Here is a 23705-nt window from a genome sequence, read left to right as displayed (position 1 = left end):
GTCGAGGACATGCCTGTGACGACTCCTACCTTGAACACACCGCAGACCCTGTGGGAGCGAGCCTGCTCGCGATGGGATCAACGCGGTTCAACTGATGCACCGCGCTGCCTGAATCGCCAGCAGGCTGGCTCCCACATTGGAACAGTGTGTGCCTTGGCATTGGCAGTCAGCCTGGCTGGTTGCGCCGGTCTGCCGGATCAGCGTCTGGCCAATGAAGCGCTCAAGCGCGGCGACACCGCGCTGGCTCAGCAGAACTACAAGCAACTCGCCGAGCTGGGCTACAGCGAGGCTCAAGTAGGCCTCGCCGATATCCAGGTCGACAGCCGCGACCCGGCGCAGGTCAAGCAGGCCGAGGCGACTTACCGCGCGGCGGCCGACGTTTCGCCGCGAGCGCAGGCTCGCCTGGGTCGCTTGCTGGTGGCCAAACCCGGTTCCACCGAAGCCGAACAGCACGAAGCTGAAGCCCTGTTGAAAAAGGCTTCGGCCAATGGCGAAGGCAACACGCTGATCCCGCTGGCGATGCTGTACCTGCAATACCCGCACAGTTTCCCCAACGTCAACGCACAACAGCAGATCAGCCAATGGCGCGCCGAAGGCAAACCGGAAGCCGGCCTGGCCCAGGTGCTGCTCTATCGCACCCAAGGCACTTACGACCAGCACCTGGACGAAGTCGCAACGATCTGCAAAGCGGCGTTGAACACCACCGACATCTGCTACGTCGAGCTGGCCACGGTTTACCAGAAACAAGGCAAACCGGAACAGCAAGCCGAGCTGATCAAGCAGATGCAAGCGGCACATACCCGTGGCACCGTTTCCGCTCAGCGCGTGGACAGCGTCGCTCGTGTGCTCGGTGATGCAAGCCTGGGCAAGACCGACGAAAAAACCGCTCAGGCACTGCTCGAAGACATCGCCCCCGCCTACCCCGCTTCGTGGGTCAGCCTGGCGCAATTGCTCTACGACTTCCCGGAACTCGGCGACGTCGACATGATGATGAAGTACCTGGACAACGGCCGCGCCGCTGACCAGCCGCGCGCCGAACTGTTGCTCGGCAAGCTCTACTACGAAGGCAAATGGGTGCCGGCGGACGCGAAAGTCGCCGAAGCACATTTCCAGAAAGCCGTCGGCAAGGAAGTCGCCGCCGATTACTACCTCGGCCAGATCTACCGTCGTGGTTACCTGGGCAAGGTCTATTCGCAGAAGGCACTGGACCACTTGCTGACCGCTGCGCGCAACGGCCAGAACAGCGCCGACTTCGCCATCGCCCAACTGTTTTCCCAAGGCAAGGGCACCAAGCCCGACCCGCTTAACGCTTATGTCTTCAGCCAATTGGCCAAGGCCCAGAACACCCCGCAGGCCACCGAGCTTGCGCAAACTCTCGAAGCCCAACTGCCGCCTGCCCAGCTGGCCGAGGCCCAACGCCTGTTGAAACAAGAACAGGCCGTTCGTGGCGCCTTGAGCCAGAACACGCTGGAACTGCATGCCCTGCAAGAAGAAGACGGCGAGGAATCCCTATGAAGTTGAATCCATTCATGAAGGCCGGTATCGGCCTGACGTTTGCGCTGATCTGGTCTTGCCCGACCCTGGCGGCAATCACCGAAACCAAGAATTTCGGTCTGGACGTAAAAATCACCGGCCAGTCCGAAGACGACCGTGACCTCGGCACCGCCAGCGGCGGCGACGTCAATGGCGTCGGTCTCGACCTGCGTCCCTGGGTCTACGGCGAAAGCGGCGCGTGGAGCGCCTACGCCATGGGTCAGGCCGTGACGTCCACCGACATCATCGAAACCGACACCTTGCAGCAGTCCGACAGCGACGGCACCCAGACCACCGACAACGGTGATCGCAAGACCAAGAAAAACTACCTGGCGATGCGAGAATTCTGGGTCGGCTACAGCGGCCTGACGCCGTATCCGGGCGAGCAGTTGAAGCTCGGTCGTCAACGCCTGCGCAACGACGACGGCCAATGGCGCGACACCAACATCGAAGCCCTGAACTGGACCTTCGACACCACACTGTTGCGCGCCAACGTCGGCGTCGCCGAACGCTTCAGCGAATACCGCACCGACCTCAAAGAGTTGGCGCCGAAAGACAAGGATCGCCTGCACGTATACGCCGACACGGCGTATCAGTGGACACCGGGCAACTGGGTCGGCATTCGCGGTCATCACACCCACGACGACGGCAAGCTCGACTACCCGGAACCGGGTGTGCCCGGCGACTCGCTGGACAAGAAACAGAACGGCGACATCAGCTGGCTCGGCCTCACCGCTGACAGCGATGCGTACAACTACCGCAACACCAACACCGTCAATTACTGGGGCAGCATCACCGGCATGAGCGGCGACACCGACACGGTGAATCAGCTCAACGCCGACGGCACTCGCCCGACGGAAGCCAAGCGCGGTGAAGACCTCAACGGCTGGGCCACCGATATCGGCGTGCGCCTGCGCCTCGATCCGCAATGGCAAGTGGGTGCAGCCTATGCCCGCGCCAGTGCCGATTACGAACAGAACGGCCTGGAAAGCAACCGCTCGAACTACACCGGTACGCGCTCGCGGGTTCACCGTTTCGGCGAAGCGTTCCGTGGCGAAATGAACAACATGCAGACCGCTACGTTGTTCGGTTCGTGGATGCTCAACGACGAGTACGACGCCAGCGTGATCTACCACAAGTTCTGGCGCGTCGACGGCAACAAGCCGGTCGGCAGCAACGGCATCAACGCCGTCGAGAACGACACCGACCCAACCGGCGCGATTCTCTCCAGCACGTCCCTGCCGCTGGAAGATGGCAACAAAGACCTCGGCCAGGAAATGGACCTTGTGGTCACCAAGTACTTCAAGCAAGGCCTGTTGCCTGCCGCGCTGAGCCAGTCTATCGACGAACCGTCGGCCCTGGTGCGCTTGCGTGGCGGCGTGTTCAAGCCGGGCGATGCCTATGGCAAAGAAGTCGACTCGTACATGCACCGCGCGTTCATCGACGTGATCTGGCGCTTCTGATGCGAACCGCTAAGGGAGTTCCTGACATGAACAGTCCGAAGAGAGGCTCGTTGACCTTGCTGGCCGGCGCGATGCTGCTGGCAAGCTCGGCTTGCTTCGCCAACGTGGAACCGGCGGCTCCTAACCCGTTGAAGCCGGTAACCATGGCCAAGGAACTGCAACAGGCCAAGACCTACACCGTCAGCAGCGCCCCGACCGCGCCGCTGGAACTGGAAAAGCCGACACTGCCAGACACCGCCGGCTACACCGCCGACGCCATCGCCGCGAAAATCGTGCGCACCAAGGCCGGCAAAATCAGTGTGCGTCGGATGATGCAAGAGAACGCGCTGAAGGACTTCATCGGCGGCGATAACAAGATGGCCGAGTGGGTGGTGCGTCAGCACGGTATCCCGCAGGCGATCTTCATCGACGACGGCTACATGAACCTCAAGGACCTGGCGAAGAAGCTGCCCAAGCAGTACTTCAGCGAAACCTCGCCGGGCGTGTTCCTGGCGAAATTGCCGATTGTGGTCGGTGAGAAAGGCATCCTCGAAATCGACAAGCAGACCCAGGAATTGCGCCTGTCCCAAGAGGCCGGTTCATTCCTGGTCAACGACGGCCAGCTGTTTGTGCGCGACACCAAAATCACTGGCTGGCGCGAGAAGGACAACGGCCCGGCGACGTTCAAGTCGCCGAAGGAATTCCGTCCGTTCCTGCTGGCCTGGGGCGGCACCCAGACCTACATCGCCAACAGCAAGATGGCCAGTTTCGGCTACGCCAACAGTAAGTCGTATGGCGTGAGTATTTCCCAGTACACGCCGAACATGGCCAAGGTGCTCAAGCGTCCTGAACCGACCGGCTGGATCGTCGGCTCCGAGTTCTCGGACATGTGGTACGGCTTCTACTGCTACGAAACCCGCGACTTCGTGGTCAAGGGCAACACCTACAAAGACAACATCGTCTACGGCATCGACCCGCATGACCGTTCGCACGGTCTGATCATCGCCGACAACACCGTTTACGGGACCAAGAAGAAGCACGGGATCATCATTTCCCGTGAGGTCAACGACAGCTTCATCTTCAACAACCGCAGCTACGACAACAAGTTGTCGGGCCTGGTGATCGACCGGAACAGCGTCAACAACATCATCGCCTACAACGAGATCTACAAGAACCACACCGACGGCATCACCCTCTACGAGAGTGCCGACAACCTGCTGTGGGCGAACAAGGTGATCAGCAACCGTCGCCACGGCATCCGTATTCGTAACAGCGTGAACATTCGCCTGTACGAAAACCTGTCCATGGCCAACGGCCTGACCGGCGTCTACGGCCACATCAAGGACCTGAGCGACACCGACCGGGACATCAAGCTCGACCCGTTCGATGCCCAGGTGTCGCTGATCGTTGTCGGCGGTGAACTGGCCGGCAACGGCAGTGGCCCGCTGTCCATCGACTCGCCGCTGAGCGTCGAGCTGTATCGCGTGTCCATGCTTGCCCCGACCAAATCCAGCGGCATCAGCTTCAGCGGGATTCTCGGCGAGCGTCAGGATGAAATTCTCGACCTGCTGGTACGCCAGCAGAAAGCCGTGCTGATCGACCCTGTCGAACGCCAGACCGAAATGCGGGACTGAGGATAATTTTATGCACCCACACTTGATCAAATTACTCAGCCTGTCGGCCCTGACCGCCGGCATTCTCGCGGCCAGCGGCGGCGTTCGTGCAGATGAAGCCAAAGCGCCGACCTTCAGCGCCGAACCGTGCTGCAACCTGTGCCCCGAAGCCCACGACGCGAAGAACTACACCACGCGTTATCAGCAGAACTTCACCACGCTGGTGCAGGCTCAGGGCGACTGGCTGTTCCGTACGCAAGAAGACTTGCGCACCGAATTCGACACCACCCCCGCCGGCTACAAACGCATGAAAGAACTGCACGATGCGTTCAAGAGCAAAGGCGTGGAGCTGGTGATTGTTTACCAACCCACTCGTGGCCTGGTGAACCGCAACAAGCTCAACCCGGAAGACAAGGCCAGGTTCGATTTCGACAAGGCGCTGAGGAACTACAAGACCATGCTCGGCCGTTTCGCCGCCATGGGTTACGTGGTGCCGGACCTGTCGCCGCTGACCAACGAGTCGCTGCCCGACACCCTGCCCGCCCACGACTTCTACTTCCGTGGCGACCAGCACTGGACGCCATATGGCGCCCAGCGCACGGCAAAAATCGTCGGCGAGAAAATCAAGCAACTGCCTGAGTTTGCTGGCATTCCCAAGCGTGAATTCGAGAGCCACAAGTCGGGTCGCATGGGCAAGACCGGAACGTTACACAACATGGCCGGTCAACTCTGTGGCACCAGCTACGCGATCCAGTACATGGATCAATTCACCACCGAGCCAAAAGGCGAAGCAGCGGATGGCGATCTGTTCAGTGACTCCGGCAACCCGGAGATCACCCTGGTCGGCACCAGCCACAGTGGCAAGAACTACAACTTCGCCGGTTTCCTCGAAGAGGCCATCGGCGCCGACATCCTCAACGTGGCGTTCCCCGGCGGTGGCCTGGAAGGTTCGATGCTGCAGTACCTGGGCAGCGAAGAGTTCCAGACCAAGCCACCGAAGATTCTGATCTGGGAATTCTCGCCGCTCTATCGCCTCGACCAGGAAACCATCTACCGCCAGATGATGGCGCTGCTGGACAACGGTTGCGAAGGCAAGGATGCACAGATGTCCGGCAGCACCACGTTGAAACCGGGCAAGAACGAATTGATGGTCAACAGCAAGAACCTGAACCTGCAAAACAGCAGTCACCAGGTCGACATCCGTTTCGCCGATCCGTCGGTGAAAACCCTGCAAGCCACCCTCTGGTACATGAACGGTCGCCACGAGGACATCAAGATCGAAAAACCGGAAACCTCCGACACCGACGGGCGTTTCGCCTTTGAGTTGCGCACGGACGAAGACTGGGCCTCGCAGAATCTGCTGGCCGTCGAAATCCAGGGCCCTGAAGCAGGTGCCGCGCAGCAGAAAGTCGAAGCGAAAATCTGCAAACGCAACGTGTTCCCGAGTGCCGAGCAGCGTACTGCTTCGGTCGGGCAATGAGGCAATCATGCAAACCCGAACTTTGAAAAAGCTACTCGCGCCCTCCCTGCTGACGCTGGCGATGTTCGCCGGCGCCACCCAGGCCGCCGCGCCGCTGCGTCCGCCACAGGGTTACTTCGCGCCGATTGAAAAAGTCAAAACCGGCGACAGCAAAGAAGGCTGTGACGCGATGCCGACGCCGTATACCGGCGCGCTGCAATTTCGCAGCAAATACGAAGGTTCCGACAAGGCCCGTTCGACCCTGAACGAGGTCTCGGAAAAAGCCTTCCGCGACACCACGGCCGACATCACCAAGATCGAGCGCGGCACCAGCAAGCGCGTGATGCAGTTCATGCGTGACGGTCGCCCGGAAAAGCTCGAATGCACGCTGAACTGGTTGACTGCCTGGGCCAAGGCCGATGCGTTGATGTCCAAAGACTTCAACCACACCGGCAAATCGATGCGCAAATGGGCGTTGGGCAGCATGGCGTCTTCGTACATCCGCCTGAAATTCTCCGATTCGCATCCGTTGGCGAACCACCAGCAAGAGTCGCAGTTGATTGAAGCCTGGTTCAGCAAAATGGCCGATCAGGTGATCAGCGATTGGGACAACCTGCCGCTGGAACAAACCAACAACCACTCGTACTGGGCAGCGTGGTCGGTGATGGCAACGTCCGTCGCCACCAACCGCCGCGACCTGTTCGACTGGGCCGTGAAGGAATACAAGGTCGGCGCCAATCAAGTCGACGCCCAAGGCTTCTTGCCCAACGAACTCAAGCGCCAGCAACGCGCCCTCGCCTATCACAACTACGCCCTGCCGCCGCTGGCGATGATCGCCAGTTTCGCCCAGGTCAACGGTGTGGATCTGCGTCAGGAAAACAACGGCGCGCTGAAACGCTTGGGTGATCGAGTGCTCGCCGGGGTTAAAGACCCGGACGAATTCGAGAACAAGAACGGCAAGGAACAGGACATGACCGACCTCAAGGTCGACTCGAAATTCGCCTGGCTCGAACCGTTCTGCACGCTCTACACCTGCTCGCCGGATGTGCTCGAGAAAAAGCACGAGATGCAGCCGTTCAAGACCTTCCGCCTCGGGGGTGACCTGACCAAGGTCTACGACCCGGCGAACGAAAAAGGCAAAGGTTCTTAACGCATAACCCTTGTAGGAGCGAGGCTTGCCCGCGAAGAACGATGACACGGTTCATCAGTTCCACCGCGTAACGGCCTTCGCGGGCAAGCCTCGCTCCTACAAGGATCGCGGTGGATTGAGTGCAATGCATCTCCCCAGGTTTTTAGTGGGGGGGTTTGGGGGGGCTGCGGCCCTTGACTGTTGGTTAAACATGGAGAGACCGGGATGGTATTTTCATCCAACGTGTTCCTGTTTTTGTTCCTGCCGATCTTTCTCGGCATGTACTACTTGAGCGGAATACGCTATCGCAACCTGCTGCTGCTGATCGCCAGCTATGTGTTCTATGCCTGGTGGCGCGTGGACTTCCTGGCGTTGTTCGCCGCCGTCACGCTGTGGAACTACTGGATCGGCCTCAAAGTCGGCGCCGCAGGTGTTCGGACCAAACCGGCCCAGCGCTGGCTGCTGCTCGGCGTAGCCGTCGACCTGTGCATTCTCGGCTACTTCAAGTACGCCAACTTCGGTGTCGACAGCATCAACGCGATGATGACGTCGGTGGGTCTGTCGCCGTTCATCCTGACCCACGTGCTGTTGCCGATCGGGATCTCGTTCTACATCTTCGAGTCCATCAGCTACATCATCGACGTCTACCGTGGTGACACCCCGGCAACGCGCAACCTGATCGACTTTGCGGCGTTCGTGGCGATCTTCCCGCACCTGATTGCCGGCCCGGTATTGCGTTTTCGCGACCTCGCCGACCAGTTCAACAACCGCACCCACACCCTCGACAAGTTCTCCGAGGGCTGCACGCGGTTCATGCAGGGTTTCATCAAGAAGGTCTTCATCGCCGACACCCTCGCGGTGGTGGCCGACCATTGCTTCGCCTTGCAAAACCCGACCACGGGCGATGCCTGGCTCGGCGCGCTGGCGTACACCGCGCAGCTGTATTTCGACTTCTCCGGTTACAGCGACATGGCCATCGGCCTGGGCTTGATGATGGGTTTCCGCTTCATGGAAAACTTCAAGCAGCCGTACATCAGCCAGTCGATCACCGAGTTCTGGCGTCGCTGGCACATCAGCCTGTCCACCTGGCTGCGTGACTACCTGTACATCACGCTGGGCGGCAACCGCAAAGGCACGCTGATGACCTATCGCAACCTGTTCCTGACCATGCTGCTGGGTGGTCTGTGGCACGGCGCGAACATCACCTACATCGTGTGGGGTGCGTGGCACGGCATGTGGCTGGCAATTGAAAAAGCCCTGGGCCTGAACACTTCGCCGCGCAGCATCAACCCGATCCGCTGGGCGCTGACCTTCCTGCTGGTAGTGATGGGCTGGGTGATCTTCCGCGCCGAAAACCTGCACGTCGCCGGCCGCATGTATGGCGCGATGTTCAGCTTCGGCGAGTGGTCGCTGTCGGAACTCAACGAGGCCAACCTCACCGGTCTGCAAGTGGCGACTCTGGTGGTGGCGTACGCAACCCTGGCGTTCTTCGGCATCCGTGACTTCTACAGCAACCAGCCACCGGTCAAGACCAAACCTGCGGTCAACGTCGAGGCGGATGGCCCTGCCGGTGCGACACCAGGAATGATCAAAGCCGTACCGGGCGACAACCCGGCCAGCATCCACCAACCGGGTTACACCGTTGGCGTCGAAGCCACCGTGCAGCCGGCTTACTGGACGGCGGACTGGTCGCGTTACGTGATGCGCACGCTGGTACTGGTGCTGTTCATTGCCTCGATTTTCAAACTCTCGGCGCAAAGCTTCTCGCCGTTCCTTTACTTCCAGTTCTGAGGGATCTGACCATGACCCGCTCATTACGCATCTTCTACATCGCCCTGTTCCTGGTGACCCTGCTGGTCCTGGGCCTGTGGTCGACGCGCAGCTTCTTCGGCTTCAGCACCAACGCCGATGCGACGGTGCTCAATGGCCGCTGGGCCAAGGCTGTCGAAACGCATTACGACGACGAGTTCCCGATCAAGCGCCTGGGCACCAACCTCTGGGCTGCGCTGGATTTCAAACTGTTCAACGAAGGTCGTCCGGGCGTCGTGCTCGGTCGCGATCAGTGGTTGTACAGCGATGAAGAATTCAACCCGATCGTCAATGAAGAGTTGAACCTGCAAGGCAACTACGCGCTGGTCGAAGGCGTGCGCCAGGAACTGAAAGAGAAAGGCGTGAAACTGGTGATGGCGATCGTGCCGGCCAAGACTCGCCTGTATCCGGAACACCTGGGCGAAGTTAAGCCTTCGAGCATTCACGCCAATCTTTATGAGGACTTCCACGCTCGTCTGGCGGCCAACAAGATCCTCGCACCCGACCTGTACGGCCCCCTGCTGAAGGCCAAGCTCGACGGTCAGCAAGTGTTCCTGCGCACCGACACCCACTGGACCCCGGAAGGCGCGCAAATCGCCGCCCAGACTCTGGCCAAAACCATTGCCGAGAAAACCCCGCTCAGCGGCGAGCCTCAACGCTTCGTCACCGAGCCGGCAGAGAAAGTGACCCACAAGGGCGACCTGCGTTTGTTCCTGCCGCTCGACCCACTGTTCGAAAACCTGATGCCGGCGACCGAGCCGCTGCAGAAGCGCAACACCGTGGTGGCCGACGATCAGGCTGGCGGTGATGACGCGCTGTTCGCCAACACCGAAGTGCCGGTGGCCCTGATCGGCACCAGCTACAGCGCCAACCCGAACTGGAACTTCGTCGGCGCGCTGAAAGAAGCGCTGAACAGCGACGTGGTCAATTACGCCGAAGACGGCCACGGCCCGATTCTGCCGATGCTCAGCTACCTGAAAAGCGATGCCTTCAAGAACAGCCCGCCACAGGTGCTGATCTGGGAGTTTCCTGAACGTTATCTGCCTGTAAACAACGAAATCGGCGACGCCGACCCGCAGTGGGTCGCAGCGCTCAAAGAAGCCGGCGCCCGCCAACAAAACGTAGCCGTAAACACTAAATCCGAGACGCCCGACCGGGCGCAAAACTGAAAGAGAGGTACACCATGACTTTCACTACTACTCCTCGCCGTCTCGCCAAGACCTTTGCTCTGGCCGCAACCTTCAGCGTGCTGTCCATGAACGCCTTCGCCGCCGGTGACTCGGCCCTCTACGGTCCGACCGCGCCTAAAGGCTCGAGCTTCGTACGGGTCTATAACGCCGGTAACGCTGAAGTCAGCGCCACCGTCGGCAGCACCAGCCTGAGCGACGTCGCGCCGCTGTCCAGCACTGACTTCAGCTTCATGCCGGGCGGCGACTACAGCGCCAAGGTCGGCAGCCAGACCCTGCCGGTGAAACTGGCCGGCGATCACTATTACACCCTGGTCAACAACGCCAGCGGCGCGCCGCAACTGATCGAAGAGCCGCCGTTCAAGAACAAGCAGAAATCCCTGGTTCGCGTACAGAACCTGAGTGACAAGGCCCTGACCCTGAAAACCGCCGATGGCAAGACCGAAGTCGTCCCGTCCGTGGCCGCCAAAGGCCGTGGCGAGCGTGAAATCAACCCGGTCAAAGTCAGCCTGGCGCTATACGATGGCGCCACGAAAGTAGGCGACGTGAAACCGGTTGCCCTGGAACGCGGTGAAGCGGCGGTGCTGTACGTCACCGGCAACGGCAGCAGCCTGTCGCCAGTCTGGGTAAAACGCCCGGTTTCGACGCGCTAACAAATTTACCCGGTTGACCCGTGCCCTGTAGGAGCACGGCTTGCCGGCGAAGAGGCCCTCGAGACCGCCTTCGCTGGCAAGCCATGCTCCTACAAGGGACCGAGATGTCAGTCGGGACACGAAACAAAAACAAGAGTGAAACGACAGAACGCAGTAGCTCTGACCCATACGATTTTCAAGGAGTAACAACATGATTCCGGTGATCTTGTCAGGTGGTAGTGGCTCACGTCTTTGGCCGCTTTCCCGTAAGCAGTTTCCTAAACAATTCCTCGCCCTGACCGGCGAACACACGCTGTTCCAGCAAACCCTGGAGCGCCTGGTGTTCGAAGGCATGGACACCCCGATCGTGGTCTGCAACAAAGACCACCGCTTCATCGTCAACGAGCAACTGAGCAACCGTAAGCTGGAAACCCAGCGCATCCTGATGGAACCGTTCGGCCGCAACACCGCGCCGGCCGTGGCCCTGACCGCGATGATGCTGGTCAACGAAGGTCGTGACGAACTGATGCTGGTGCTGCCAGCCGACCACGTACTGGAAGACCAGAAAGCCCTGCAACGCGCCCTGGCCCTGGCCACCGTCGCCGCCGAAAACGGCGAAATGGTGCTGTTCGGCGTCCCGGCCACCAAACCGGAAACCGGCTACGGCTACATCAAGTCGACCAACGACTCGCTGCTGCCGGAAGGCGTCAGCCGCGTCTCGCACTTCGTTGAAAAACCGGACGTGAAACGCGCCACCGAGTTCGTCCAGTCCGGCGGTTACTTCTGGAACAGCGGCATGTTCCTGTTCCGCGCCAGCCGCTTCCTCGAAGAGCTGAAAAAGCACGATCCGGACATCTACGACACCTGCCTGCTGACCCTGGAACGCAGCCAACAGGATGCCGACACCGTCACCATCGACGAAGCCACCTTCGCCTGCTGCCCGGACAATTCCATCGATTACTCGGTCATGGAAAAAACCCAGCGCGCCTGCGTTGTACCGCTGACCGCCGGCTGGAGCGATGTCGGTTGCTGGGCGTCGCTGTGGGAAGTAAATGACAAGGACGTCAACGGTAACGTCACCAAAGGCGATGTGGTCATTCAGGACAGCAAGAACTGCATGATCCACGGCAACGGCAAACTGGTGTCGGTGATCGGCCTGGAAAACATCGTGGTCGTCGAAACCAAGGACGCCATGATGATCGCCCACAAGGACAAGGTCCAAGGCGTGAAACAGATGGTCAACACACTCAACGAACAGGGCCGCACCGAAACCCAGAACCACTGCGAAGTCTATCGTCCGTGGGGCTCCTACGACTCGGTCGACATGGGCGGGCGCTTCCAGGTCAAGCACATCTCGGTCAAACCGGGCGCGTGCCTGTCACTGCAAATGCACCACCACCGCGCCGAACACTGGATCGTGGTCAGCGGCACCGCTGAAGTGACCTGCGACGAGAACGTGTTCCTGCTGTGCGAGAACCAGTCGACCTACATTCCGATCGCTTCGGTTCACCGTTTGCGCAACCCGGGCAAGATTCCACTTGAGATTATTGAAGTGCAATCGGGCAGCTATCTGGGTGAGGACGATATCGAGCGGTTTGAAGATATCTATGGTCGGTCTACGCCGATTGAGCGTGGGGTTTCGGTGAAAACCATCGCGCAGTAAGTCATCGGTAAAAAGAAGCCCCCATCCAGGTCACTGCGTTCCCTATCCGCAGTGGGTTGGGTGGGGGCTTTTTTTATGAAAATCATCGACGTTGCGGGTTCAACCTCGAAAGTGGCAGGTGGGTAGGCTCGGACTTCAATTTTGCCTTGAGTCTTTTCGCCACGTCCAAGTCTCTAGTATTCGATGAGCCAAACAGCACATATTTCATGTTCGTGCTTTTGCCCACCTCGTTCAAACTCCGAACCGTGACGAAGGTTCGCACCCGCCTCAGTACAGGTATCGACTCTCTTCCAGGCAGATCGCTAAAACCGCCCCTCACCTCGGGTCGAATGAGTGGGTTCTGAATAACGCCACTGACAAACGCCCTGTCTTCACCAGCAGTGCGCTGACTCATCGATATTTTCTGAATGGCCAGGATTTCTCGCTTTCCGTTTTCCGGCTTTGCTTTCATCAATGCAAAAAAGCGAGGCTTGTTCGCTGCTGCCGAAGCAGTTGATCCATCAATGCCCTTAGCGACATCACGCATCCGCCCTGCTTGATTTGAAAGCTCTATCATCGACAGTCCCAACTCCGACTTTCCAGCAGTGGATGCACGATTCGCCAGGTCCAGGTACGTCTTGCGGTAGCCCTCCAATGCCTCAACGATTTCCTGCCCAGTCAAGGCGTACTCCGGATCACCCACTTCGAAAATGCGATAGTCATGGGTTTCTTCGTAGCCTCCCTTCGTCTTGTCATGGCGCTGCAACAGGAGATTCAACAGTTGAGTTTCAAGCAAGTGCTGTTTCCAGCCTTGGGTTGAAAGGTCAAGCTCATGGAAAGATGCGTTGAATAATTCGTCACCTGCCAAACCGTTGTAGTCTCGCAACACCATTGGATTGTTTCGAACCATGGCATAGAAATTCAATCCATCAACCGCGCCCGCCGGATCTGGATTCAACCAACACTGCAACCACGGTACGTAATACCTGAAGCCATAGTAATAAAGCCCCGTCGCGTCCCGTTCCTTGCCCGAATACCGCACCGTTTTGTAGCTGACCTGCACCGCCTCACCGTTACTCCACGCCGTGCCGCCAAACGGGTAATACCTTTCCTGGGTGATGAGGCGGGCGTGCTGATCCAGCTCCAGCGTGCTCGACCCCAGATGGTCCGTCAGGCTGTAGCGCTGCTGGTCGTTGTTGATCTCGCTCGGCCTTCCCGCCTCCCAGTGCAACACCCGCACACTGCCGCGCCCGGTCGCCACGTCGATGACGTGCAGCACTTCGCCGGTGCCGCTGTGGGTGCGGATTTCCAGGCCGGGCAAGTACAGAGTTTCGATGATGTTCGTTTGGGCATTGGTTTGCAGCGAGCGGACTTTGCGCACGCGCAGGCCGTCGGCTCCGTAAATGTAATGCTCGCTGTCGTTTTCGGTATAACGCGCCACCGGGCAGACTTCACACAATTGATTGCGCGCGTCCCAACGCAGCGTTTGCCCCGGTTGCAGCTTCAGCAGGTTGCCATTGGCGTCGAAACTGTCGAGGAAGTCTTGCTCAGTCGGCTCGATACCCTCGCGCACCGGCAAGCAGCGGTTGCTGTGAGCGTCGGCGACCAGACGATGGCCGTGGTTTTGCGGGCCGACGTGGGTCAGTTCAAGCAGGTTGTGGCCGGCGTCATAACGGTAGGTCTGGCGGTAGTTGCCGGGCATGGCGGGGTCGGCGCTCGCCGCTGATGAGGGGCCGTGCTTGACGATGCCGGCTTCCCAGCCTGTGGCCGCGATCAATCGGTAGAGTGTGTCGTACCAATAATCGCTGACCGGTTCGATACGCTGATTGGCGAAGTAGCGGATCGGCAGCGCGGCGTCTTTGATGCTTCGCACATTGCCGACCGGGTCGTAGCTGTAACGCAGATCCTGCAACGGCGCGTTCTGGCCGAGCCGGGACAGCAGCTGTTGTAGACGCCCGTCCTCGGCGGCGTATTCAAGGGTGGTAATCACGCCATTGCCGGCAATTTCCCTTTCGACCTGGCCGTGGGCGTTGTAGTTGATGAAGCTGACGATCGGCAGGCGCTGGGTCGTGTGGCTCAGACGCAAGTCCACGGCGCGCAACTGACCGTCCACGGTCTGGCTGAAGCGTTGTTCGTTACCTTGGGCATCGGTTCGGGACAGCAGGTCACCCGCTGGGTTGAAGCGTGAGTGCGTTGAAAACGACTGCGCGATGTCGGCTAGACGTCGCTCTTGCTCGAGTAACGTGCCGGTCAATCCGTAGTCGTTGAGCTGCAGAACACCGGCAAGGTCTGTGTGGCTGATCAGTTGGCTGCACTGGTTGTGAGCAGCGGAAACGGGATCGTTGGCCGCATAAGTCAGATGCTCTGCGCAAATCGCTTCACCCTCCACCGTTTGCTCGAACAGCGCCGTCAATCGCAGTTGATTGTCGTAGTGCATCCAACGTTGCGAACCCCGGCCATCCCAGGATTGAACCGGTTGGCCCACCTCGCCGAACAGGCTCACGCGCAAGCCTGCATCGACACTGAGGGTGCACAAGGCTGTGCCGGAAAGCCCATGAATCGTAACCAGATTGGCCGGTGCCGAAGCCATCTGGAACAACCGCGAATCCCACTGCGCAATCGCCCGCCCAGCGGAGTCATGAACCGTGCGATTGACCTGAGCTTCGGCGACCGCCTCCTCCGCGGCACGGTAATAATCCACCGAACGTAAGACCAGACCACGCGGATCGATGGCAATCAGCTTTGGGGTATGGCGGTGCATGGCCGTTACTTGAGCATCCATGACAATTCATCTCGAAGAATGACGATCAGCAAATGCCTAAAACCCTTGTCTGGCTACTGTCAAAAGTTACAGTCTCGATGAGTGGTACGAATACCGGCCACCCCATTCCAATCGGGTAGCTATCTGGGTGAGGACGATATCGAGCGGTTTGAAGATATCTATGGTCGGTCTACGCCGATTGAGCGTGGGGTTTCGGTGAAGACCATCGCGCAGTAAGTCATCGGCAAAAAGAAGCCCCCGTCCAGGTCACTGCGTTCCCTATCCGCAGTGGGTTGGGTGGGGGCTTTTTTATTAACTAATGCCCATTTCCTGAGTTCAAGAGACTGCTCTTCCTAATGTTCGCTGTAAAAAACTGCGCTTCTGCCCAAAACTTACCGCACCTCGATCAATTTCTCGCTGCACTGCAACCTTAGTATCTGTAATCCGCCCCACAAATGCTTTTACCTCTCCCTTCGATAAAGTCGAATACTTCTCGGAAATAATTGACTTCCACTCAGCATTACCAATCGACTTAAATTTATCCCAGCGCTCCGCATTGAACGCTTTCGACAAATCAACAGCAGACAAGTTATAAATCGAATTTTTGTTTTCAGAAAAAGCCGACTCATGATCTATCAGGTATACGTTACCTAGAGCATCCCACAACTGATTACCAGAGTTATCATCGAATTCATTAATAAGAAAATAAAAAAGCTTGGCCGCCTCAGGTAAAATCCTCCTTTCTTTAGTGTCAGCTCCGGCAACAATTACTTCCTGCTGAACCATTGATTTCGCCTTGGCTTTTGTAGGAGGGACAAGATGAAAATTGAGCATTTCACTAACGGTATAGGCAAGTTCTTCACGCTGAGGACCTTCCGGGCTCTGCATTTTTTTCACAAAAAATCCCACACCCTCGACCGCAGAGCTAGCTCGATAAATTGTATTATCGTGTCTATTCTGAAATACGGTCATCGACTGCATATCAACGTCAGGAATAAAAGATGACACCAACTTATTAACAACGAGGACATCAGAAACAGATTTAGCACGAGCCAAAGATTGCGCACCAATATACTTCCCACCATCAACCAAACTTTGAACATCTTTTGAAAAAATTGCCCCTACAGGTACTTTCACCCCTCCTTGTAAATCCACAAAGCTCAAAGGACAGTTTGCAACAAAGCAAAACAAATTCGACCCATCAACATCCCCCAAAGGGTCCGGATTAATCCATCGCTGCAACCAAGGTATGTAATACCTCAACCCATAGTAATAAAGCCCCGTCGCGTCCTGCTCTTTCCCCGAGTACCGCACCGTTTTGTAGCTGACCTGCACCGTCGCGCCGTTCCACCATGACGTGCCGCCAAACGGGTAATACCTTTCCTGGGTGATGACGTTGGCGTGCTGATCCAGCTCCAGCGTGCTCGACCCCAGATGATCCGTCAGGCTGTAGCGCTGCTGGTCGTTGCTGATCTCGTTCGGTCTTCCCGCCTCCCAGTGCAACACCCGCACGCTGCCGCGCCCGGTTGCCACGTCGATGACATGCAGCACTTCACCGGTGCCGCTATGGGTGCGGATTTCCAGACCTGGCAAATACAGAGTTTCGATGATGTTCGTTTGGGCATTGGTTTGCAGCGAGCGGACTTTGCGCACGCGCAGGCCGTCGGCGCCATAAACATATCGCTCGCTGTCGTTTTCGGCATTACGCGCCACCGGGCGGACTTCACACAATTGATTGCGCGCGTCCCAGCGCAACGTTTGCCCCGGTTGCAGCTTCAGCAGGTTGCCGTTGGCATCGAAACTGTCACGGAAGTCTTGTTCAGTCGGCTCAATACCCTCGCGCACCGGCAAGCAGCGGTTGCTGTGAGCATCGGCGACCAGCCGATGGCCGGGGTTTTGCGGGCCGACGTGGGTCAGTTCGAGCAGGTTGTGGCCGGCGTCATAACGGTAGGTCTGGCGGTAGTTGCCGGGCATGGCGGGGTCCGCCGTCATTGCCGACGACGGACCCTGCCTGACCGAGCCGGCCTCCCAGCCTGTGGCCGCGATCAATCGGTAAAGCGTGTCGTACCAATAATCGCTGACCGGCTCGATACGCTGATTGGCGAAGTAGCGGATCGGCAGCGCGGCGTCTTTGATGCTTCGCACATTGCCGACCGGGTCGTAGCTGTAACGCAGATCCTGCAATGGCTCGTTCTGGCCGAGCCGGGATAACAGCCGTTGTAGACGCCCGTCCTCGGCGGCGTATTCGAGGGTGGTGATCACGCCGTTGCCGGCGACTTCCCTTTCAACCTGGCCGTGGGCGTTGTAGTTGATGACGCTGACGATCGGCAGGCGCTGGGTCGTGAGGCTCAGACGCAAGTCCACGGCGCGCAACTGACCGTCCACGGTCTGGCTGAAGCGTTGTTCGTTACCTTGGGCATCGGTTCGGGAGAGCAGGTCACCCGGTGGGTTGAAGCGTGAATGCGTTGAAAACGACTGCGCGATGTCATCGAGGCGCCGCTCTTGTTCGAGTACCGTGCCGGTCAATCCGTAGTCGTTGAGCTGCAGAACACCGGCAAGGTCTGCATGGCTGATCAGTTGGCCGCACTGGTTGTGATCGGCGAACGTAGGAGCGTTGGCCGCATAAGTCAGACGCTCTGCGCAAATCGCTTCACCCTCCACCGTTTGCTCGAACAGCGCCGTCAATCGCAGTTGATTGTCGTAGTGCATCCAACGTTGCGAACCCCGGCCATCCCAGAACTGAACCGGTTGATCCGCCTCGCCGAAAAGATTCACGCTCAAGCCGGCATCGACACTGACGGTACTCAACGCAGTGTCGGACAGTGACAGGATGCTGCTGAGGTTGGCCGCTGCCGAAGCCTCCAGGAACAACCTCGGATCCCACTGCGCAATCGCCCGCCCCGCCGGGTCATGAACCGTGCGATTGACCCGAGCTTCGGCGACTTCTCCCTGCGCGGCGCGGTAATAATCCACCGAACGCACGGCCAGCCCCCGCGGTTCAACGACCGTCATGCTTGGGGTGTCGCGGTGCAGGAAAGCCAGCTGAGGCTGCATCAGGCGTCTTCATGTCGATTTGCACCAGCTAATGCTGAAAACCCATGCATGGCTACTGTCACAAATTACAGGCTCGACAAACGGTCGCCCTCACCACGCCCATCGCCAAGCACACCCGCCCTTAGGTAGGATGAGCCTCTCTCCTGCGAGGTTGTGCGACATGTTCATCGGCGTCCTGTTGGTCATCACCTGGCTGATCCTGTTGCTGCGCTACCCGTCCAAGGCCCTGCCCGTTTCGGTGGCGGCCGCCATCGGACTGGGGCTGGTGGCCACCTGGGTGGTCTGGCTGGACAATCGCGAGGTCAAGCAATTGGCGCGCCTTGAGTTACGCATCACTTACGCGCCGGAACACTGCCCGGCGGATCGCCCTTTGCTATTGAAGATGAACAACGGCAACGACGTGCCGCTGACCGAACTGCGCTGGCGCGTCGCTGCCTACGCGCCGGGCGATACGGTCAACCTCGCCGACAATCAATACGCCGCACCGCGTTATCGCGGCCCAGGCGAACTGCAAGCCGGGGCGAACTGGGAAGATTGCCTGCCCATGCCGCCGCTGCGTCCCGGTTATCGCCCGCAAACCCTGGAGTTTCGCGCCGAGCGTTTGCAGGGTAGTTTCTCCGACTGATCCCCACTCTTCCCTTTGCACAAGGACCGCGCCATGCCCGTTGCGTTGATTACCGGTTGTTCCAGCGGCATTGGCCGCGCTCTGGCGGATGCCTTTAAAGGTGCCGGTTATAAAGTCTGGGCCAGCGCCCGCAAGGCTGAAGACGTTGCCGCGTTGACGGCGGCCGGGTTCACCGCCGTGCAACTGGACGTCAACGATGGCGTGGCACTTGAAGCGTTGGCCGGGCAGATCAACCAGCAACATGGCGGCCTCGATGTGCTGATCAACAACGCCGGTTATGGCGCCATGGGGCCGCTGCTGGACGGCGGTGTGCCGGCCATGCAGCGGCAGTTCGAAACCAATGTGTTTGCGATTGTCGGTGTAACGCGCGCGCTCTTCCCGGTGCTGCGCCGGGCCAAAGGGATAGTGGTGAACATCGGCAGCGTTTCCGGGGTCCTGGTCACGCCGTTTGCCGGTGCCTACTGCGCCTCGAAAGCGGCAGTGCATGCCTTGAGCGATGCGCTGCGCATGGAACTGGCGCCGTTCGGTGTGCGGGTAATGGAGGTGCAACCGGGCGCCATCGCGTCCAGTTTTGCCAAGAATGCCGGGGCCGAGGCGGAGCAGTTGATCAGCGAACAATCACCGTGGTTTCCGCTGCGCGAAGGCATTCGTGCGCGGGCCAAGGCGTCCCAGGACAACCCGACGCCGGCCAGTGAGTTTGCCGCCGGTTTGCTCAAGGCTGTGCAGCAGGACAAACCGCCGCGCCTGATTCGTTTGGGCAATGGCAGCCGGGCGTTGCCGTTGTTGGCCGGGTTGCTGCCCAAAGGGTTGCTGGAGTCGGGGTTGATGAAGCGGTTCGGGTTGAGTGGGCAGCTTTGAGACCGCGTTATCGTTCTTCGCGGGCGAGCCTCGCTCCTACAGGTTTTGCGCGAGCCTTGTAGGAGCGAGGCTTGCCCGCGAAAGCGTCAGATCAGACTCTGCAAAATTTTCAGGAAGTAACATGACCGACTACACCGAATACTTTGACGAAGTGATCCAGGCCCATGTCGCCATCGAGCAATGGCTGGCCGAAGAACGAAACGTCACCGAACTTGAACAATTGCTCGCCCGTTTTTCACCGCAGTTTTCCATGGTCTCGCCGTTGGGCCGCGTGCTGGATTTCGACGCGCTTGGCGAGTTGTTCCGGATGGCGGGCGGGAAGAAGCTCGGGTTCAGGATTGAGCTCAGCGAGTTGCGTGGCATTGCGCTGTCCGACAACGGCGCGACCGTGAGTTATCGCGAGCAGCAGACCGATGCGACCGACCAGCAGACGGACCGGCGTTCGACGGTGGTGTTTGAGAAGCAGGCCGGTGGAAAGGTGGTTTGGCGGCATTTGCATGAGACGTTTTGCAAGGAGTGACCTGTAAGACCGAGGCGCCTGAATCGCCAGCAAGCCGGCTCCTACAGGTTTGCGCCGAACACAAAAATGTGTGTACGACACCTATTTGTAGGAGCCGGCTTGCTGGCGATGCAGGCAACTCGGTCTAACTATTGGTTAACCACCACCGTGCACGTAATCCCCGCCGCCAACAACACCCCTTCCGGCACTTCATCAATGTGAATCCGCACCGGCACCCGCTGTGCCAGGCGCACCCAGTTGAACGTCGGGTTCACGTCCGCAATCAGCTCGCGGCTTTCCGGGTTATCGCGGTCGTAGATCCCGCGAGAAATACTCTCCACATGCCCCTTGAGCACTTCGCCGCTCATCAGTTGCATGTCGGCCTTATCGCCCACCCGCACGTGCGGCAGTTTGGTTTCCTCGAAGAAGCCGTAGACCCAGAACGAGTTCATATCGACCACGGCCATTTTCGCTTCGCCGATGCGTGCGTAGTCGCCGGGATGCACGTTGAGGTTGGTCACGTAACCGTCCACCGCCGCGCGCACTTCAGTGCGTTTGAGGTTCAGTTCGGCGGCTTCCAGTTGCGCTTGTGCGTGCTGGTAATCGGCGAGGGCCGAGTCTGCGATATTGCTGGCGTCGTCGCGATTTTCTTTGGAAATCACCAGGGCATCCATGTCGGCGCGGCGATGGGCGTTGACCTTGCGCATCTCCCACGTCGACTTGCGTGAAGCCACCAGTGCCTGCGCCTGTTTGACCGCGATGCGGTAGTGCTCGGGGTCGATGCGCATCAGCAGATCGCCCTTCTTCACCTGTTGGTTGTCGCGCACCGGCACTTCCACCACTTCACCGGTGACGTCGGCGGCGACGTTGATGATGTCGGCGCGCACCCGGCCGTCGCGGGTCCACGGCGTGTTCATGTAATGCACCCACAGGGTTCGGCCAATCCATAGCGCGAGGGCCAGCACCAGCAGAGTGGCGAGCAGGCTGAAAAGCTTTTTCATCAGAGCCTTCTTCAGAGATAGAGAGTCAGTGGTAGACAGTCAGCGCCAAAGCACCAAACAGACAGGTAAACAAACTCAGGCGCAGCAGCGCCGGGTGCCAGAAAAAACGGTACAGATCGAACCCGGACAGGAACCGGTCCAGCGCCCAGGCCAGCACCGCGGCGATGAAAAACATCAGCGTCATGGTCGGCATGTACACGCCGTGGAAGGCGATTTCACGAGGCATGTTCAAGTCCTTGGGGCGTGGTCATTGCGTAGGCGGCAAGCGGTGATTGCGGGTCGAGTAATGAAGTGCGGATGAAATGCAGGTAGCTCTTCACCCGGCGCAACGCCGAGGTGTCGAAGTGCGGCGCGAAGGGCTCGTCGGTGGCTTGCACGCGGCTGATCGCATGGTCGACCGCGATCAGGCAGCGCTGCAGATTGCTCTGGCCCGGTTGCAGAAACAGCCGCACCAGCGAACGGCCCATCACGCGGATGGCCTGGCGCCACGGCTGCGATTCGGCGTACGCCGGGTGCACCGGCAGAATCGCCTGTTCCTTGCGCAACTCGATAATCGCGTGACCGACTTCCAGCACCACGAACATCCAGCGCAGCAAGTCCCGTTGCACCTGCGGCTGGCCGGCGGCGAGGCCATAAGCCTGATGCAGCAAGTCCCGCGTGCGGCTTTCGAAACTCGACGCCAGGCCCTTCAGTTTGCCGCTGATCGCATACACCACTTGCTCGCGCAGATCCTGCTCCAACCGGCGCCATAACCAGCGGCTGTTCGGCGGCAGGATGATCGCCCCCGCAGCGGCGCACACCAGCATGCCGAGCACCATGGCGATGTAGTCGTTGATGAAGGTGTAAGGGTTGTAGATGGTGAGGTTGTCCGGCACCGAACCGGTGCTGAAAAAGATCAGCAAACCGAGGCCGACACCGGCGTATTGCGGGCGCGAGGTCAGGAACGAACCGAGCACGATCACCGGCGCGAGCATCACGCACAGCAACGGAAAACCATCGATCCACGGGAAGATGAAAAACATCTCGACGAAGCCGATCAGCGCCCCCAGGAATGTGCCGCAGGCCATCTGGAACGCCATGCGTTTCGGGTTCGGCGTGGCCGCCGAAAGGCCCACGGTGGCGGCGGCAATCAGGGTCATCATCGCCCCGCTCGGCCACGCGGTGGCGACCCAATAACTGCCCAACACCACGAGAATGAACGCCGCGCGAATCCCCGAAGCGGCGGACGCCATCCAGTTGGTTTGCGGGGTGAACGGCTCGTCCCATTGCTCCCGTTCATGGCTGTGATCAGCCAGGGACGCGTGGGTCTGCGCGTAGCCGTGCAGGTCGTCGACGAAGCGATAAAGCAACTCATACGCGGTATGAAAATCGAGCTGCTCGGCGTCGCTTGGCTCGCTCTCCTGAAACGTCGCGCGCAGGCTGCGGACACGCGCCGGCAGCGCTTCCTTGTAGGCGCTCAGCGCAATCACCAAGCGTGCGGCGTCAGGGCTGGTCAACGCGCGACCACTGAAACCGTCGAGCACTTCCGCGAGGTCCTGCAAGCCCGGTTTGATTGCCGCGACCACATGATCGGCGTCACTGCTGCGCAAGCGTTCGAGCAGTTGGTGCAGGGCATTGAACCGGGTGGTGACGCCCATGAACTCGCTGTTCAAGCGACTGAGCCGACCGTTGCGCCGACGCATGTGCGGGTCTTCGAACACGGTGACGCTGCGCAGCCCTTCCAGGCCGACCGCCTCGGCGATGAAGCGCACGTTGCTCGCTTCAAAAGCGTCCCGTTTGCTGCGACCGCGCAAGCCATCGGTGACGAACAAAGCGAACACACCGAAGCGCTGATACAAAGCGTTGCGCATCGCCGCGCTGGCGGTTTGCGGCAGGATCGCAGCGCTGACCAGCGTGGCGCAGAGAATCCCCAACGAGATTTCCAGCACGCGCCAGACCGCCGCCATGAACGCGCCTTCCGGGTGCGCCAGGGCCGGCAAGCCGACCATCGCGGCGGTGTACCCGGCCAGCACAAATCCGTAGGCGCGGAAGTTGCGAGAACGCGCCGCACCGGCCGAGCAGATGCCGACCCAGATCGCCAGCGAACCGAGGAACAACTCGGTGTTCTGTGCGAACAAGGCAATCAGCGCGACCATCACCGCCGACCCGGTCAGCGTGCCGAGAAAGCGGTAGAAACTCTTGGCGAACACCTGGCCGCTTTGCGGCTGCATGACAATGAACACGGTGATCATTGCCGTGCGCGGTTGCGGCAACTCCAGACGCATGGCCAGCCACAGGGTCAGGAACGCGGCGAACAACACCTTGAAAATGTAGACCCAGGTCACGCCGTCGCTGCGTGCCCAGTCAAAGAAACCCCGGCGCCATTCAAGGGAATACAGCCAGCGCAGCGGTGCGGGCAAGGGAGTCATGAAATCCTGCTTAATTCAGTCTGACCGGAGACCTGTAGGAGCGAGCCTGCTCG

At 59.5% G+C, this 23705-nt stretch carries 17 protein-coding genes and 1 pseudogene; 13 read left to right on the top strand and 5 right to left on the bottom strand.

The features are described from left to right. The first annotated feature begins 9 nt into the window (after window positions 1-9). From algK to K5R88_RS25950, 9 genes are all read left to right on the top strand, one after another. The gene (algK, locus tag K5R88_RS25990; RefSeq protein ID WP_226298628.1) at window positions 10-1515 is read left to right on the top strand and encodes an alginate biosynthesis TPR repeat lipoprotein AlgK; all 1506 of its coding nucleotides are present in this window, start codon (window positions 10-12) and stop codon (window positions 1513-1515) included. Next, window positions 1512-2996 carry an alginate export family protein gene (locus K5R88_RS25985; RefSeq protein WP_192227784.1) on the top strand — a complete coding sequence of 495 codons (1485 nt, stop codon included), beginning with the start codon at window positions 1512-1514 and terminating at the stop codon, window positions 2994-2996. Before algK ends, K5R88_RS25985 begins: the two co-directional genes overlap by 4 nt. A gap of 26 nt (window positions 2997-3022) precedes the next feature. Next, a complete protein-coding gene (gene algG / locus K5R88_RS25980; RefSeq protein WP_223554763.1) occupies window positions 3023-4609 on the top strand; it encodes a mannuronan 5-epimerase AlgG in 1587 nt (528 codons plus the stop codon). Window positions 4610-4619: 10 nt separating this feature from the next. Further along, on the top strand, window positions 4620-6068 hold the full coding sequence (locus K5R88_RS25975) for an alginate O-acetyltransferase (protein WP_192227782.1): 1449 nt from the start codon (window positions 4620-4622) through the stop codon (window positions 6066-6068). 7 nt (window positions 6069-6075) lie between these two features. Beyond that, window positions 6076-7197, top strand: a complete 1122-nt coding sequence (locus tag K5R88_RS25970) for a mannuronate-specific alginate lyase (protein WP_226298627.1) — start codon at window positions 6076-6078, stop codon at window positions 7195-7197. 204 nt (window positions 7198-7401) lie between these two features. After that, a complete protein-coding gene (locus tag K5R88_RS25965) occupies window positions 7402-8967 on the top strand; it encodes an MBOAT family O-acyltransferase (protein ID WP_008025362.1) in 1566 nt (521 codons plus the stop codon). Between the two features lie 11 nt (window positions 8968-8978). Then, window positions 8979-10154, top strand: coding sequence for an alginate O-acetyltransferase (locus K5R88_RS25960; protein WP_008025360.1), 1176 nt, complete (start codon window positions 8979-8981; stop codon window positions 10152-10154). Window positions 10155-10168: 14 nt separating this feature from the next. Then, window positions 10169-10825: an alginate O-acetyltransferase AlgF gene (locus tag K5R88_RS25955; protein WP_008025358.1), complete on the top strand. Its 657-nt coding sequence runs from the start codon at window positions 10169-10171 to the stop codon at window positions 10823-10825. 190 nt (window positions 10826-11015) lie between these two features. Continuing rightward, a complete protein-coding gene (locus tag K5R88_RS25950; protein ID WP_207285728.1) occupies window positions 11016-12467 on the top strand; it encodes a mannose-1-phosphate guanylyltransferase/mannose-6-phosphate isomerase in 1452 nt (483 codons plus the stop codon). An 82-nt stretch (window positions 12468-12549) separates the two neighbouring features. Here the strand turns inward: K5R88_RS25950 and K5R88_RS25945 are convergent, their stop codons facing one another. Then, window positions 12550-14949: an RHS repeat domain-containing protein gene (locus K5R88_RS25945; RefSeq protein ID WP_226298626.1), complete on the bottom strand. Its 2400-nt coding sequence runs from the start codon at window positions 14947-14949 to the stop codon at window positions 12550-12552. Window positions 14950-15336: 387 nt separating this feature from the next. On the opposite strand from K5R88_RS25945, the pseudogene K5R88_RS31095 reads away from it, so the two are divergent. Further along, window positions 15337-15444: pseudogene (locus K5R88_RS31095) on the top strand (alginate biosynthesis protein AlgA); the annotation flags it as partial. Between the two features lie 99 nt (window positions 15445-15543). Here the strand turns inward: K5R88_RS31095 and K5R88_RS25940 are convergent. Next, window positions 15544-18261, bottom strand: a complete 2718-nt coding sequence (locus K5R88_RS25940) for an RHS repeat domain-containing protein (RefSeq protein WP_226298625.1) — start codon at window positions 18259-18261, stop codon at window positions 15544-15546. A 160-nt stretch (window positions 18262-18421) separates the two neighbouring features. On the opposite strand from K5R88_RS25940, the gene K5R88_RS25935 reads away from it, so the two are divergent. From K5R88_RS25935 to K5R88_RS25925, 3 genes are all read left to right on the top strand, one after another. Continuing rightward, window positions 18422-18886, top strand: coding sequence for a hypothetical protein (locus K5R88_RS25935; RefSeq protein ID WP_008044486.1), 465 nt, complete (start codon window positions 18422-18424; stop codon window positions 18884-18886). Window positions 18887-18919: 33 nt separating this feature from the next. Next, window positions 18920-19744 (top strand): SDR family oxidoreductase, encoded by an 825-nt coding sequence (locus tag K5R88_RS25930; RefSeq protein WP_008044485.1) that lies wholly within the window; start codon window positions 18920-18922, stop codon window positions 19742-19744. 121 nt (window positions 19745-19865) lie between these two features. Then, window positions 19866-20264, top strand: a complete 399-nt coding sequence (locus tag K5R88_RS25925) for a DUF4440 domain-containing protein (RefSeq protein ID WP_226298624.1) — start codon at window positions 19866-19868, stop codon at window positions 20262-20264. A 128-nt stretch (window positions 20265-20392) separates the two neighbouring features. Here K5R88_RS25925 and K5R88_RS25920 read toward each other — a convergent pair whose 3' ends face one another. Genes K5R88_RS25920 through K5R88_RS25910 form a run of 3 tightly spaced genes read right to left on the bottom strand, consistent with a single transcriptional unit; the run spans window position 20393 to window position 23652 of the window. After that, window positions 20393-21244, bottom strand: a complete 852-nt coding sequence (locus tag K5R88_RS25920) for an efflux RND transporter periplasmic adaptor subunit (protein ID WP_192420814.1) — start codon at window positions 21242-21244, stop codon at window positions 20393-20395. 25 nt (window positions 21245-21269) lie between these two features. Next, a complete protein-coding gene (locus K5R88_RS25915) occupies window positions 21270-21470 on the bottom strand; it encodes a DUF1656 domain-containing protein (protein ID WP_008025348.1) in 201 nt (66 codons plus the stop codon). Continuing rightward, window positions 21460-23652, bottom strand: coding sequence for an FUSC family protein (locus K5R88_RS25910; protein WP_226298623.1), 2193 nt, complete (start codon window positions 23650-23652; stop codon window positions 21460-21462). Before K5R88_RS25910 ends, K5R88_RS25915 begins: the two co-directional genes overlap by 11 nt. Window positions 23653-23705 lie beyond the last annotated feature (53 nt).

The sequence above is a fragment of the Pseudomonas sp. MM213 genome (assembly GCF_020423045.1).
Lineage (GTDB): Bacteria > Pseudomonadota > Gammaproteobacteria > Pseudomonadales > Pseudomonadaceae > Aquipseudomonas > Aquipseudomonas migulae.
This window is presented reverse-complemented; position numbering and strand designations above follow the sequence as displayed.